The organism is Labilibaculum euxinicum (assembly GCF_009795715.1).
In the GTDB taxonomy this organism is placed as follows: Bacteria; Bacteroidota; Bacteroidia; order Bacteroidales; family Marinifilaceae; genus Labilibaculum; species Labilibaculum euxinus.
Genome location: NZ_WTCR01000012.1, coordinates 54,677 through 68,346, shown reverse-complemented (window position 1 = coordinate 68,346; position 13,670 = coordinate 54,677). Strand labels below are relative to the sequence as shown.

Sequence of the window (13,670 nt, the reverse complement as noted above, 5' to 3'; positions counted from 1 at the left end):
CAACTACTTACCCATAATATAAAACATACAAAAAAATCATTTATCAAAAAAATATTACCTTTTGTCACAAAAATTTAATAACCCTTCAATTCCCAATCGATATGAATCCATTCCGAAACCGGAAATAGTACCTAAACAGGCCTTTCCAATCATAGTAGAATGCCTCACCAACTCTCTTTTATGTACATTAGAAATGTGAACTTCTACAACCGGTATATTTACAGCAGATATAGCATCAGCAAGGGCGAGAGAGGTATGAGTATAGGCACCTGCATTGAGTACAATTCCATCATAACTAAAACCTACACGATGTATCTCATTTATCAATTCCCCCTCTATGTTAGACTGGTAATATTCAAGTCTGATTTTACTATATAACACCTGCAGCTGTTCAAAATAAGTTTCGAACGAGATCTCGCCATATATAGATTTTTCGCGGGTTCCGAGCAAATTAAGGTTAGGGCCGTTAATGATCAAAAAATTCATCTAGTCAAAGTATTTTAAGGTTAAACATAAAGAGCTCTTAAAAAAATTGTCAGCTTACGTAATATTTTTTTAAATTGCAGACAAGTTTTATCATAAAGAATTCGTATATTATTAGTACTTGAGTAAAACTAATAATAAAATGGTATTACTTACAACTAAACTACATACTAAAAACTGAATAAAATGAAATGGACAACAACAATTGAAAATTTTAAGACCTACTTAACTTTGGAGAAGAACCTCTCTAAGAACTCGGTAGATGCTTATATTAATGACATTACAAAACTGACAACCTTCTTCAGAGAAAAGAACATGGAGGTTGCTCCGGAGGAAGTTATTCTTCAACACTTGAAAGATTTTGTTGCATGGATTAATGATGCAGGTACAAGTCCTAGAACTCAAGCTCGTGTTATTTCTGGTATTAAAGCATTTTTTAAATACTTATTATTAGAAGAAATTATTGAAAAGAACCCTACTGCATTATTAGAAGCTCCAAAAATTGGCCGTAAACTGCCTGACACCTTAACAACTGAAGAAATTGATGTTTTAGTTAAGGCAGTTGACATGAACAAAGCTGAAGGTCAAAGAAACAGAGCTATTCTTGAAACACTTTACTCTTGTGGATTACGTGTATCAGAATTAATTGATCTGCGTGTTTCCAATCTGCATTTTAGAATGGGTTTTATCAAAATTCATGGAAAAGGTAACAAAGAGCGTTTAATTCCAATTGGAAAAAAAGCGAAAAAAGAAATCAAGATATATCTTAAGAGCTATCGTGGAAAATTAAATATCGATAAGGATAGTGAAGATATTCTTTTCTTAAACCGCAGAGGTCGCAAACTTTCTCGTGTTATGATTTTTACTATCATTAAGAATTTATCTAAAAAAGTTGGATTGAAGAAAAATGTTTCTCCTCACACTTTCCGTCACTCTTTCGCTTCGCATTTGGTTGAAGGTGGTGCTGACTTAAGAGCTGTACAGGAAATGTTAGGACACGAATCTATTCTTACTACAGAAATCTATACTCATTTGGATAGAGAATACTTAAAGGAAACTATTAAAAATTTCCATCCTCGTTCAAAAGACTAATTTGTATTAAAAATAACCATTATTGACAACAGGTAATGGTTAAAATACGATACACATATTTTTAAAACCTTCAAAAGATAACTTTTGGAGGTTTTTTTCATAAAAAAAATCAGTTCTGTACTAATTTAATGAAAGGTTTGCCAGCGTAATTCTAAAGATAAAAAAGAGTCTTACTTATAATAATATAATTAACGCAAACGATTGTATTTCAGATACTGAAGATTTATGTAATTAACAATACAAATTTCAAAATAAGAGAAACCCACTGTTAATGAACCTGTTCGAACCAATCTTTGCCACGGTAAAACTACAAAATCTTATTGGAAAATAATACAACAAAAATGCAAAAATAATATCTACATAGTAGGATTACTCTATATATAGTCATACTTTTGAATTCGAAACCTAAAATAATGTTACATGAACACCATTGAAATTAGCATGATTGAAGATTTAAAAAAATCGTTAAAACTGCATTCCAACATTCGGGAAAATCTACCAAGAGAAGTTCTTATATCTTTAGCAGTAGATAACAAAGAGGCCGTTTTAACCAGAAATGGTGCATTGGCCACTTGGACTCCTTCAAATTCTACAGGAAGAAGTCCTAAGGACACTTACATTGTAAGAAATCCTGAAAGTGAGTTAAATATAGACTGGTCTTCTCCGAACAATATCGGCATGAGTCCGCAAACGTTTGCGTTGGTTTTTGAAGATGCCCTAAAAACAATTGGTAAGAAGAAGACTATATTTACTACGGACAGAGTAATTGGTGCAGATTCTAAATATGCACTGCGTGTAAAAACTATTTGCGATAAAGCACTAAGTCAAGTGTTTGTTGACAATATGTTTAGACCAACTCCTGATGACATCAACCAATCGATCTTTGCTGATGAGCAATTCTTTTTAATTGCACTGCCAAAAGATAAATTGGATAAAGATCGCTACAAAGGTTTGGTTCGTGACCAACCAAATGGAGAAACTTCCGACATCTGTGTAGTTGTGGACTTCGACAAGAAGATAGGTATTGTTTATGGTTCATCTTATATGGGCAGTATGAAGAAGTTGATGTTTACGGTAATGAATTACTATCTTCCTTTTAAAGGAGTATTGCCTTTACATTGTTCAGCTAACGAAGGAGTCAATGGAGATTCTGCACTATTATTGGGGCTTTCAGGAACTGGAAAAACAACCTTATCTGCCGATCCGGAAAGAGCCTTACTTGGAGATGATGAGCATGGTTGGAGTGATGATGGCATTTTCAATTTTGAGAATGGCTGTTATGCAAAAATGATTGACATCAAACCAGAAAATGAGCCTGAAATTTATGAAGCAGTAATGCATAAGGCAGATTACACCAAGCATGGAGCTATAATTGAAAATGCCATGATTTACCCTGATGGTGAGATCGATTTTTTCGATGACAGATACACTCCAAACTCAAGAGCAAGTTATCCTCTTTCTTTCCTGGATAATATTAAGGAAAGTTCGAAAGCCGGTCATCCTAATACGATTTTATTTTTGACTGCTGATGCTTATGGAGTAATTCCTCCAATTTCAAAACTAAGCAAAGAGCAGGCGATGCTATGGTTTTTAATGGGATATACTTCGAAACTGGCAGGTACTGAAACAGGAGTTACAGAGCCACAGGCAACCTTTTCGAGATTTTTTGGTCAGCCATTTATGCCGTGTAATCCTAACATTTATGCCGAAATGCTTGGCGATAAGATGGATAAACACAATACCAACGTATTCCTGATTAATACCGGTTGGAGCGGAGGCTCATACGGCACCGGATCAAGGATAAAGTTAAAGTACACCAGAGCGATGGTTGATGCGGCTTTAAAAGGCAAATTAAATAAAGTAGACTTTATTGAGAACAAAGTATTCCACTTGAACATTCCAACATCTTGTGAAAATGTACCAAGCGAAATTCTTAACCCAATTAACACTTGGAAAAACCAAGACGAATATCAAAAAACAGCCGAAAAATTAGCAAATAAATTTTCCACTAATTTCGATAAGTCATATGGTAACCAAAATCTGGATCCAGGAATTATTTCTCAATGTCCGGGAAAATAACTAAACTTAAAAGAGCCTCATTTCATTCATTTGAGGCTCTTTTTGGTTAAATAAATATCTTGGGATTCTTCTTTTATTAAGTCATCATGATACATGGAAACCATCCTATTCTTTCGCCTGATTTGTGTTATGCTAAGAGTTTTCACCTTCCCTTTCCGGTTCATCACTAATCCGTTAAAAGCATCATCCCTTCCCGTTGTTTTGTGAAAGTTGATTGTTTCTTTACCCGAAAAATTATTACAATGACGAAGCCAATTATCAAACCAGTACTGACGCATTTCCCTAGCTTCTTCAGTATACAAGGTAGAGGATGACCAAATGTAAGGCTTCGAGGAGTCCAGTTTCCGATAATGAAATGTCTCTCCATCCCAACGTATCTCTTCCAAATTTCGTGTGTATTTATATCTTAAAACAAGTAGTGTAAATGGTTCCATTCCACCAAAATGGTAATCTCTAATAAAATCAATGGTTGATGCAAATTCTGAAAATTCGAGAACCATAACGCCCCTGCTCTTTTTGTAAGGAGGTTCATGTTTGTGTTTTTCAAAGGCTCCATTCAATAAACAAAGTGAGAAATCATTTTCATGACACATTATCCATGTTCCTTTAGCCATTTTATCTTTTGGATAAAGTGCAAACGACTCTCCAATAAGATATTCTTTAGGAAACTCAGCTTCTCTTAACGGGCTTTCATCTCTATTGGTAGTAAAGAAGAAATCAGCAGAACCAATAGGTATGTAGGTTAATGTGCACATAAGTCATCTCTAAATCTGATGGTTGAATAAGCTACTCCAAAGTGTTTATCCAATTTAATGTCAGGAAATTCCTGCTCTATCGCAATTCTGATAATAGCCATATGATGAATGGCATGTTCAATATTGTATACCAATTCTCTTTGCAAACTGGTATCAATATCAAAGCCTGCATTTGCAACCTTGTCGTAACTTACATTCAATTTAAGAACTAAATTTTCATCAATATCATTCAACCAATTCAGGAGATCATTAAATCTTTTTACAGCCACTTCTTTCTCTGTTTCAGTTCTACTGCAATGCTCTCTGGTATCGTAACTCAGAACAGAATCTGCGTTGCAACTATCCTTTAAAATATCGTAAAACTCTGCAATATGGCGAATGTGTTTTCCTATGGAATTATTCATCAAAAGTTGTAAAGAAGCAGAATACTGTTTTGAGGAAAGTTTCTCACAAAGAGCAATTAGCTGATTGATTATGATTTTAGAGACAGTGACTGTTTGCATAAAAATGAATTTCTGTAAATTATTGAATACTATAGAAAGATATCAAAATATGAAAATAATTCATAGAAAATAGTTTTATAAATGAATCTCTGTCGGATGAATTGTATAAATCTGTATTTTCATTCTTAAATAGATGCCTTATCTACCCAATTAATTATAAATATTCTTAAGAGTATGATTAATTACAAGTACTACTAAAAAAATATTTGCTGTGTATGAAAATAAAACTACCCTTTATTCTTTCAAAATGGTTTCATTTTGAATTCTGGCCTTTCTGGATATTTTACTTTCCTGTATATGGATATGGAATTTATCTGGCAATAAAAGCTCGTTCGTTTTCCTACTTCACAGCTACCAACCCAAGCATGAAATTCGGGGGTGCTTTTGGAATGGACAAAATGAAAATGCTCGATTTTATTGACAATAAATACATCCCTAAGGGATTTTTATCGATAAAAGATGAAAATACTGAAACTGTTTGTGCAAAAATGGCTGAGCACGAATTTGATTTCCCTGTTGTTTGCAAACCCAACGTTGGTGAAAGAGGTATTGGTGTTGAAAAGATAGATACCAAACAAGATTTAAATCTGTTTTTACAAACTCAAAATGAGGATATTCTTGTTCAGGAATTTATTGACTTTCCAATTGAATTGGGTGTATTTTATCATCGGTTCCCAATCTCTTCAAAAGATGGAATCACATCAATAGTTAGAAAAGAGTTCTTAAAAATCACAGGAAATGGAAAATCCAGATTTAGTGAACTGGTAACTGAAAACGTTCGTGCTAAAAGCAGAATTTCTTACTTAAAAAAGAAATACCATTCGAAGTGGAATCAAATTGTTCCATCGGGGATAACCTATAAACTGGAACCTATTGGAAATCATAATCGAGGCACAAAATTTCTGGATGGAAATCGTTTAATAAACGATCGGTTGGTTAACGTTTTTCGTGAAATTGCTCAGCCGCTTGATGGTTATTACTATGGTCGATTTGATCTTAAGGTAAACAGCTTAGAAGATCTTTACAATGGGAATAATATCAAAATCATTGAATTAAATGGGACAAACTCGGAGCCTGCTCACATTTATGATCCAGATTATTCTCTTTTTAAAGCCTATCAGGAAATCATTAAACACATGAAACTGGTGTTTGAAATTAGTCAGGAAAACAGAAAGCTTGGAGTGCAACCAGAACCATTTCGTGATGTATTACTGGGTCTTATTAAACATCTGTTCTCTGATAAATCGAAAAAATAGTTTCCTTACAAATTCTGATTTACAAAATAAAAAAAGAGGTTTTCGTGAAAGAAAACCTCTTTTTACTTCAGTATGTAGTGTTAAAAAGTAAATGCAATCTCTACTTCGAATTGATTCATTTCCAATTCAATTGTTTGAGCAGGATCCATAGGATTCATTCCTTTAACACTTGATGGCAATGCATAAACCAATGCCAAGTGAAGCGCTTTACCGGAATCACCCAAAGTCTTTGAACAACCTAAAGTAATGTGATCTTCAATAACTCCAGGAGCTAAAATATTAAACATTACTTCTGAATTTGGAACTGGCTGATCTGTATGCGAGTATCCTCCACGAAAAGTCCATGTATCAACACCGGCAAACTCAACTCCGAACTTCCAAACATTTATGTCTTGCCATCCAAAACCTGCACCTTTATCTGATCCAAGCGGAGCTGTTGCAAATGCCATCGGATCCATCTTATTAGAAACTGAAGCCACATCAGTATAATTGATTACTTTGTAATCTGCCATTACGGCCCAATCTTCGTTGATTTCATAAGCCAAACCAACAGTCCATGTAGATGGAATATTAAAATCTCCCTGCTCTGCAAAAAGACCGGCATAATCATCAAACTCGCTCATGTACAACATCGTTTGATAACTGGCTCCCAAATGCAATCCTTTAGCCAATTCACCCAGATATCCAAACTTCACACCATAACCAAATGCATTATCTTGCCCCTTGTCAGTTAATTTATCAGGAGCACTTGACATTGGTTTAAATGCAGATAAACCTTTTGCCTCAAAATATTGATAAGCCAATAAAGCCGTTACACCAAAACTATGCTTCTCAGCTATTTTTCTTGAATAAGTTAAGCCTAGAAACATCTGACCTAAATTCACACCAGTAGTTGAAGAGCTCTGGTCATAAAATGTTTGTGTTGGATAATCAGTATTCATCCCTCCATTACCAAAAAGAGTTGCTGAGAAACTACTTTTCTCATTGATCATCCAATTAGCACCCATACTCGGCATCAAAAATAATTTCGAGTCACTTTTCACATTTCCTGGAGTTAATCCGAAAGCTGGCGCTCCAGAAGGATTTCCTGTAACTGTATATTCACGATTAGGATTAAAAAATCCAACACCAACCTGATATTGTTTCCCCAGAAAAACATGACCGGCAGGATTACCATTGATTAAAGAATTTTGATACCAGGCGATACCAGCACCAGCTAAACCTTTATTTTGTGCGCCGTAACCAACACCAAAATACCCATCTGTTGCTTTAACAGGTTGAGTCGAAAAGATTCCAGCCAATACAATTAGAGCTGAAAAAACAATCTTAAAAGTATTTTTCATTTTCTGTTTTTATTTAGTTTGATATAATTAGGATTCCGAAACAAAATACAAACTCTATATTCATCCATATATGTTTTATATCATATATCTACATATAAAACCTAACACATCTTAAACTATCTAAATATTAGTGGTTTACATTTTTTTTTCTCACAATCAATTTATTATTTTAACTGGATGTAAATAAGGGAGATACAAACACAATCGTATATCATTAATGAAATCCGTTTTTTCCAATAATTATATCGATATATATCTTTATTTAGTCAAAAAATTAAAGGTTGAATTCAAAAAAAGCCTTTCCGAAACTAATCGAAAAGGCTTTTTAATAAGAATGCAAAAATTAGCATCCTCCAGCGACTTTTTTCTTCTTTTTCCTTTTTACAATAGGTGGTTTTGCTGTTTTACCTTCAATACTATTAGAAACAACAGCATTTCCACCTCCAAGAGCTGCACTTGCCCCTTTACGGAAATCGTATTTTGCAATTTCATCATCAGCAAGAACAGATTTTGGAGCTTGTGGATTAAGAATCGTTTCGGCCCAATAATTTAAACCTCCCTGAAGAACGTAATTATTCTTAAAACCCAACTGACGGGTAATCATCCAGGCCTCATTTGCCTTCAAATTCCCATTGGAATAAAACACATTCATTTTTACTCCTTGATCCAAAAAATCATTCCATTCTTCTGATAAAAGATCAGAAAGAGGGATATTAACAGATCCCGGAAGACTATATTTTTCAAACTCTGCCTGAGTACGAACATCAATTAATTGAAGACTAGGATCTTTCTGCACTAACATATCAGCGATTTGATCGGTGCTTATAAATTGAGTTCCTTCATGTATCTCGTTTAGTAATTCACCAGCAGTTAAACGAAACGGTTTGGTTGTATTTTCAGGCACTGCAGCAATAATAATTCCTAATGGAATAAATACTGATGCCAATATCAATCTCATTTTCATACGATTGTTTTTTATAAGGTTAACTGACTATATATCAAGTTAAATCATTTATTTTCTTTAGTCAAGATATCCCAAAGAATATTAATACTCCTCACGGGGAAATTTTTTCTCAGCCCATTCGCCTACCCAGAACATAGCAAAGGCCGCCAAAATCAATCCCAAGGCAAATATTCCACGAGGAATATCGAGCAATTCGTTCATTGTTGGTGTGCCCATAAAGTTGGCTTTATACAAATCCTCCCACATAGGGTAACCTTCTGTAAAGAAAATAATTCCGAGAACTAAACCACCTACAAATGCCAATGCATCCAATTTACCTATTGACAATGCACAAAAAGCAGTGCCGGGACAAAATCCGCCAATAATAAAACCAGCTCCCATTACTGCACCTCCAACCATAGCTGAAGTTAAGTAAGTTGGATTAACATAGACATAACTCAAATCTATCCATCCGAACAGACTAAAAAACAGCAAACCGATCATTGCAGTAATTGCCGCTGTAAAAAACACTTTCAATACAGTGGTATCGTAGCCATAAAACATTCCTGCTAACTTACGACTAGATGAGAATCCACTTGATTCCAATACAAAACCAAACCCGATTCCAATTAGCATGGCAATTAGCAAATTGGTGTTTGGTGAAATTATTTCGTTAACTATTAATGGTCCCATAACAAATAAGTTTAATTACATTTAAAATTTAAATCCAGTTTTTACGGAAAAAGTAAGCTAGGGCGAAAGCTGTTCCAAAAATAAACGCCATGGTAAGAAAACCACCTACCGATAACACAGCCATACCACTTAAGGCTGATCCACTGGTACAGCCTCTTCCCAACTGAGATCCAAAACCAAATAATATACCTCCCAAAACGGCAAACATTATTCTTCGCTTAGAAGTAATTTTTGGAGAATGCTCAACCTTAAATTTTAAGCGCTTTGCAAAAGCTCCTGAAAGAAACCCTCCAATTAAAACACCTATCATTTCGAAAACCAACCATGATTTCATTGGGTTGCCAGGATGAGATTCTTTGTATTCAGTATAAAAAGCAGAGTTTTCAACGTGAGAAGGCATAACCGAACTTACAGTAGTAACCACTGCACTTTTTATTGCACCACTTGCACCTAGTCCGCGACCAGAAACAAAATTGGCGGCCAAAAGTACGAGACCTAGCAATACCCCACCAACATATGGATTTAGGTATTTTGTTTTTTTCACTTCGCTCATAGTTATATTGTTTATATAGTTTTTACAGATAAATTAACATTCAAAATCAATAAAGCCAACGACTAGCCTGTCCTGCATTAGAAATAATGAATCGAAGCATTACACTTCCAAACAGAACCAAGACAACTGGAATGGCGACAGGTATTTTATATCCTTTTAATTCCAGACCTTCCAGTATTGCAGGAACAATCATCCCCAAAATGACTACAAATCCCCAGAATGAAGCAGTGTAAGGGCCACCTAAAAATAAATTTACAGCGTCAATTTGAACTTGAGTACTAGCCAAAAATCCCATAAACATGTGTATGATTAAGAATAATTCAATTCCAATAATCATTAAATCCAATTGAGCAAACCGCTTACGTTCTGCATGATTTTTTGACATCCAGATTACAACAGCCGAACCTGCCGATAATCCTGAAGCTAAAAATAAAGGCCCCATAATAGATGTATTCCATAATGGTCTTGCATTAAATGCAGAAAATAGAATTCCGGTATAAATTCCAAGAATCGCTGATGAAACCAACATGATCCAGGCTAATACTTTCTTGTTTTTCTGAAAAAAACCAATAAGCTCTTTTGCAAAATCAAACTTCCAATCCCAATTTGGAAATAGTTCTTTAATATGAAGAGCACTCCAAATAATCGAAACAGGTGTAACAATCATTAAAGTCCACGCTCCCCACGACATTGGTGATTCTAATCTAATTGTAGTATATAATCTCCAAAAATATAGTTTATGATGTAGATCCAAAAACAAAGCGATAAGACCTAAAGCCAAAGCAATTGGAGCTATCATTGGCGCTAATTTCACGGCTGTCCGGTAATCATTTTCTCTGCCTCTCAGATAATACAAGGCCGCAAAAAACATCACACCTGCCGCCAAACCACCCAAAAACAAATAAGTTGGTATTTCCCAGTGCCAAACGTGTAACTGAGGATCGATGAGTGGGTTATTTCTTCCACTTACAATTATTTCTTCTCTCATTTTGTTAGTTTTATCAGATTAGGAAATACAATTGAGGTTTTGTTCCTGCTTCAGGAATTAAGGTTTTGTACTTTCGTTTTTTCAACACTTCGGAAACCTCACTTCCTGGATCATCCAAATCACCAAAATACATGCATTTTGTAGGGCAAACTGCTACGCAGGCAGGCTGCATTCCTTTTTTCACTCTGTGCAAACAAAATGTACATTTATCCACATATCCATCGGGATGAACATATCTGGCATCATATGGACATGATGTAATACAGGCACTGCAACCGATACATTCATTCTTAGTAACCAACACAATACCTCCATCGGAATAGTGACTGGCACCAGTAGGACAACAACGCACACAAGGTGAATTTTTACAGTGATTACATCGTTCAGAGCGCAATTCCATTTCCAATTGAGGATATGTTCCATCCATTACTTCCACCACCCAATCACGGCAGTGACCAATAGGGACATCATTTTCGGTTTGGCAAGCTACTACGCAGTCGCTGCAACCTACACACTTTTTCGTATCAATAGCCATTGCATATCTCATAGCTTACACCTCCGCTTTTTTGTTATCAAATCGAAACGTCACAAAATTCCCGCGCATTCCTGTTCCTCCCATTATTGGATCAATCATTACATTGGTAATCATCTGGGTATCGCTCACTCCTTTTCCAAAGGCCCTTGTCATACGTTTATCGGCATGTCCGAAACCATGAACCATATAAACAGAGTCCCAACGGATACGTTCAGTTATTCGTACTTTTATTTTAAAGTCCGAAATTACTCCATCCTGATTTTCTAAATAAACGTACTGATCGTTTTTCAAATCCCATACCTTAGCCACTTTAGGATTCACCCAAACTGAATTTTCGTCCATTAAATCAGTAAGATTTGGATTATTAGCCGTACGGCTAAAAGTATGCATTGGTGCCCGGCCATATATTAAGCGATAAAATCCTTCGCTTGGCTCCGGATGCTGAGTAAACACAGGAAACGGATCAAATCCTTCTTCCTCCAAAGCTGTTGAATACAACTCTATTTTACCTGTATTGGTATTGAATTCTACATCCTCATCTTCACCAAAATACAAATCGTCAGCTTCACGATCTAAAAGTTTCACTCCTATGCGCTGCATTTCTTCCAATGAAGAACCTACTTGTTTTAATTCCCAGTCAATCTCTTCTTCTAAGGTTTCAAATGGGAAATATTGAAGTAAATCTAATTTCTTAGCCAATTCACGAGCCATCCAAAAGGCAGGTTTTGTATTGTACAAAGGATCAACTGCCGGCATTCTTAGAGCAATACTTGGAACTCTTCCCTGCGATATCCTTAAAGAATCATATCTTTCCAGATAAGTACACTCTGGCAGAACCACATCAGCATAACCAGTAATTTCCATTGGCATCGTATCAACTACCACCAATAAATCCAGAGCTTGAATAGCAGCTATGGTTTTCTTCTGATCGGGTAAAGTATTAATTAGGTTGGTTCCATTAACGATCCATCCTTTTATTGAACAACTCATTTCCGGACTTGGTATTGTTGCCTGACATACACCGGAAGCGAGTGCTAAATCAGCAAGCTTATATTTTCCTCCCATGGCATCACGCCAGTTCTTATTTGGTTTTGGAAAATCAGGTAAATGAAAATGAGGAACAGAAGCTTTCTCTGGATTATAAAATCCACCTCTTCGTCCCCAACTGCCTAAGAGAGCATTCAAAATTGCAACTGCGCGTATCCTTTGTGTATCATCTCCATACCAAGTAACGTGTCTGCCAGGATGAACAATAACTGCAGGAGCAGCATGTGCCATTTCGCGGGCGGTATCACGTATCTGCTGAGGTTTTATTGTAGTGATTCCATAGGCCCACTCCGGGGTAAATGGCTGCACATAGGCTTTTAACAGATCAAAACCGAATGTGTACTTCTCTACATATTTTTTATCAAATAATTCTTCATTTATGATCACATTCATCCACGAAAGAAGAAGTGCAATATCTGTTGATGGTTTAATTGGTAACCAATGTTTTGATTTTCCTGCAACTGTAGAAAACCGAGGATCAACAGTAATTATAGTAGTCCCTTTATCAATCGCATCAGACATTTCCTGAACTTGTCCGTTGTGCATATTCTCACCCAAGTGCGATCCAATAAGCACCAGACATTTGGTATCCCGGATATCCGTATTTTCAGGAGAATTTATCCCTTGTCCAAAGGTAGCCAAAAAAGCTACTTCGCGGGGACCACGACATTGCGCATAAGAAGGAGCCGCGATATTATTGGATCCAAAACCTTTTAACAAATTACCGAAATATTTTCCTCCGGAACCATGAGTAAACAAAGCCGTACATTCCGGACCATGTTCCTCCTTAATTTTGTTCATTTTAGAAGCAATGTAATCAAAAGCTTCATCCCAGGTTGCTTCCCTGAATGTTTGCTTTCCTCTTTCATCAGTTCTAATTAAAGGCGTCTGCAAACGATCTTTGTCGAAATACATTCCAACACCTCCGGTACCTCTCGGGCAAAACCTTCCGTTACAACTGGGATCGTCATCGTTTCCGATAATTTTCTTAATTCTACCATTTTCATCCTTATGAACCCACCCGGCACACTTCCAAAAACACACCTCGCAATAAGTTGGAGTACGCACGAAATCGTAAGGTCCTTTAAAATAAGATTGATTGTTCTTCAGTAGATTATCGGCAAACGTTTCCAATAATCCTCCACCAAAAACCAATCCGGCAGCACTTAAGGAACTAATTTTCAAAAACTGTCTTCTGCTTTTCATATTGTGAATACTTTAAACTTATACACATAAACACATATAGAAACATACATCTATAAATGTAAACATATGTAAAAAGGCAATTCGAAAACATGTTGCAGAGCATGAAAATCCACTTTATAATTGATCTAAAAAAAGATAAATCCCCAAAGACGCTGATACAAACAAACCTATAACTATTTAGATTTTTACTAAAT

General features: G+C 35.7%; 13 protein-coding genes. 3 read left to right on the top strand and 10 right to left on the bottom strand.

Annotated elements, in window-relative coordinates:
* Positions 1-54: 54 nt before the first annotated feature.
* Positions 55-486 carry a type II 3-dehydroquinate dehydratase gene (locus tag GQR60_RS15415; protein WP_124993796.1) on the bottom strand — a complete coding sequence of 144 codons (432 nt, stop codon included), beginning with the start codon at positions 484-486 and terminating at the stop codon, positions 55-57.
* A gap of 183 nt (positions 487-669) precedes the next feature.
* Between GQR60_RS15415 and xerD the strand changes: the two genes are divergently transcribed.
* Both xerD and GQR60_RS15405 read left to right on the top strand, forming a co-directional pair.
* Entirely contained in the window at positions 670-1,575 is a 906-nt protein-coding gene (gene xerD, locus GQR60_RS15410) for a site-specific tyrosine recombinase XerD (RefSeq protein WP_101310857.1), read from the top strand.
* Positions 1,576-1,995: 420 nt separating this feature from the next.
* Positions 1,996-3,654: a phosphoenolpyruvate carboxykinase (ATP) gene (locus tag GQR60_RS15405; RefSeq protein WP_225441432.1), complete on the top strand. Its 1,659-nt coding sequence runs from the start codon at positions 1,996-1,998 to the stop codon at positions 3,652-3,654.
* Between the two features lie 26 nt (positions 3,655-3,680).
* Here the strand turns inward: GQR60_RS15405 and GQR60_RS15400 are convergent, their stop codons facing one another.
* Positions 3,681-4,409, bottom strand: coding sequence for a hypothetical protein (locus tag GQR60_RS15400; RefSeq protein WP_124993795.1), 729 nt, complete (start codon positions 4,407-4,409; stop codon positions 3,681-3,683).
* Complete coding sequence (locus GQR60_RS15395) at positions 4,397-4,912, bottom strand: DinB family protein (RefSeq protein WP_124993794.1); 516 nt, start codon at positions 4,910-4,912, stop codon at positions 4,397-4,399. The genes GQR60_RS15400 and GQR60_RS15395 overlap by 13 nt, the downstream gene beginning before the upstream one ends.
* 215 nt (positions 4,913-5,127) lie before the next feature.
* Between GQR60_RS15395 and GQR60_RS15390 the strand changes: the two genes are divergently transcribed.
* Positions 5,128-6,168, top strand: coding sequence for an ATP-grasp domain-containing protein (locus tag GQR60_RS15390; RefSeq protein WP_124993793.1), 1,041 nt, complete (start codon positions 5,128-5,130; stop codon positions 6,166-6,168).
* A gap of 80 nt (positions 6,169-6,248) precedes the next feature.
* On the opposite strand, the gene GQR60_RS15385 is transcribed toward GQR60_RS15390, so the two are convergent.
* From GQR60_RS15385 to GQR60_RS15355, 7 genes are all read right to left on the bottom strand, one after another.
* A complete protein-coding gene (locus tag GQR60_RS15385) occupies positions 6,249-7,511 on the bottom strand; it encodes an OmpP1/FadL family transporter (RefSeq protein ID WP_124993792.1) in 1,263 nt (420 codons plus the stop codon).
* Positions 7,512-7,854: 343 nt separating this feature from the next.
* Positions 7,855-8,475, bottom strand: coding sequence for a rhodanese-like domain-containing protein (locus tag GQR60_RS15380; protein ID WP_124993791.1), 621 nt, complete (start codon positions 8,473-8,475; stop codon positions 7,855-7,857).
* 81 nt (positions 8,476-8,556) lie between these two features.
* Positions 8,557-9,147, bottom strand: coding sequence for a YeeE/YedE thiosulfate transporter family protein (locus tag GQR60_RS15375; protein WP_124993790.1), 591 nt, complete (start codon positions 9,145-9,147; stop codon positions 8,557-8,559).
* A gap of 28 nt (positions 9,148-9,175) precedes the next feature.
* Positions 9,176-9,700 carry a YeeE/YedE thiosulfate transporter family protein gene (locus GQR60_RS15370; RefSeq protein ID WP_124993789.1) on the bottom strand — a complete coding sequence of 175 codons (525 nt, stop codon included), beginning with the start codon at positions 9,698-9,700 and terminating at the stop codon, positions 9,176-9,178.
* Positions 9,701-9,746: 46 nt separating this feature from the next.
* Positions 9,747-10,688 carry an NrfD/PsrC family molybdoenzyme membrane anchor subunit gene (nrfD, locus tag GQR60_RS15365; protein WP_124993788.1) on the bottom strand — a complete coding sequence of 314 codons (942 nt, stop codon included), beginning with the start codon at positions 10,686-10,688 and terminating at the stop codon, positions 9,747-9,749.
* A gap of 13 nt (positions 10,689-10,701) precedes the next feature.
* Positions 10,702-11,235, bottom strand: coding sequence for a 4Fe-4S dicluster domain-containing protein (locus GQR60_RS15360; protein ID WP_124993787.1), 534 nt, complete (start codon positions 11,233-11,235; stop codon positions 10,702-10,704).
* 3 nt (positions 11,236-11,238) lie between these two features.
* Entirely contained in the window at positions 11,239-13,476 is a 2,238-nt protein-coding gene (locus GQR60_RS15355; protein ID WP_124993786.1) for a molybdopterin-containing oxidoreductase family protein, read from the bottom strand.
* Positions 13,477-13,670: the final 194 nt, after the last annotated feature.

Coding starts and splice junctions, on each gene's coding strand:
- GQR60_RS15415 (WP_124993796.1), bottom strand. CDS start 486: ATGAATTTTTTGATCATTAACGGCCCTAACCTTAATTTGCTCGGAACC.
- xerD (WP_101310857.1), top strand. CDS start 670: ATGAAATGGACAACAACAATTGAAAATTTTAAGACCTACTTAACTTTG.
- nrfD (WP_124993788.1), bottom strand. CDS start 10,688: ATGAGAGAAGAAATAATTGTAAGTGGAAGAAATAACCCACTCATCGAT.
- GQR60_RS15380 (WP_124993791.1), bottom strand. CDS start 8,475: ATGAAAATGAGATTGATATTGGCATCAGTATTTATTCCATTAGGAATT.
- GQR60_RS15385 (WP_124993792.1), bottom strand. CDS start 7,511: ATGAAAAATACTTTTAAGATTGTTTTTTCAGCTCTAATTGTATTGGCT.
- GQR60_RS15395 (WP_124993794.1), bottom strand. CDS start 4,912: ATGCAAACAGTCACTGTCTCTAAAATCATAATCAATCAGCTAATTGCT.
- GQR60_RS15355 (WP_124993786.1), bottom strand. CDS start 13,476: ATGAAAAGCAGAAGACAGTTTTTGAAAATTAGTTCCTTAAGTGCTGCC.
- GQR60_RS15405 (WP_225441432.1), top strand. CDS start 1,996: ATGAACACCATTGAAATTAGCATGATTGAAGATTTAAAAAAATCGTTA.
- GQR60_RS15390 (WP_124993793.1), top strand. CDS start 5,128: ATGAAAATAAAACTACCCTTTATTCTTTCAAAATGGTTTCATTTTGAA.
- GQR60_RS15400 (WP_124993795.1), bottom strand. CDS start 4,409: ATGTGCACATTAACCTACATACCTATTGGTTCTGCTGATTTCTTCTTT.
- GQR60_RS15360 (WP_124993787.1), bottom strand. CDS start 11,235: ATGAGATATGCAATGGCTATTGATACGAAAAAGTGTGTAGGTTGCAGC.
- GQR60_RS15370 (WP_124993789.1), bottom strand. CDS start 9,700: ATGAGCGAAGTGAAAAAAACAAAATACCTAAATCCATATGTTGGTGGG.
- GQR60_RS15375 (WP_124993790.1), bottom strand. CDS start 9,147: ATGGGACCATTAATAGTTAACGAAATAATTTCACCAAACACCAATTTG.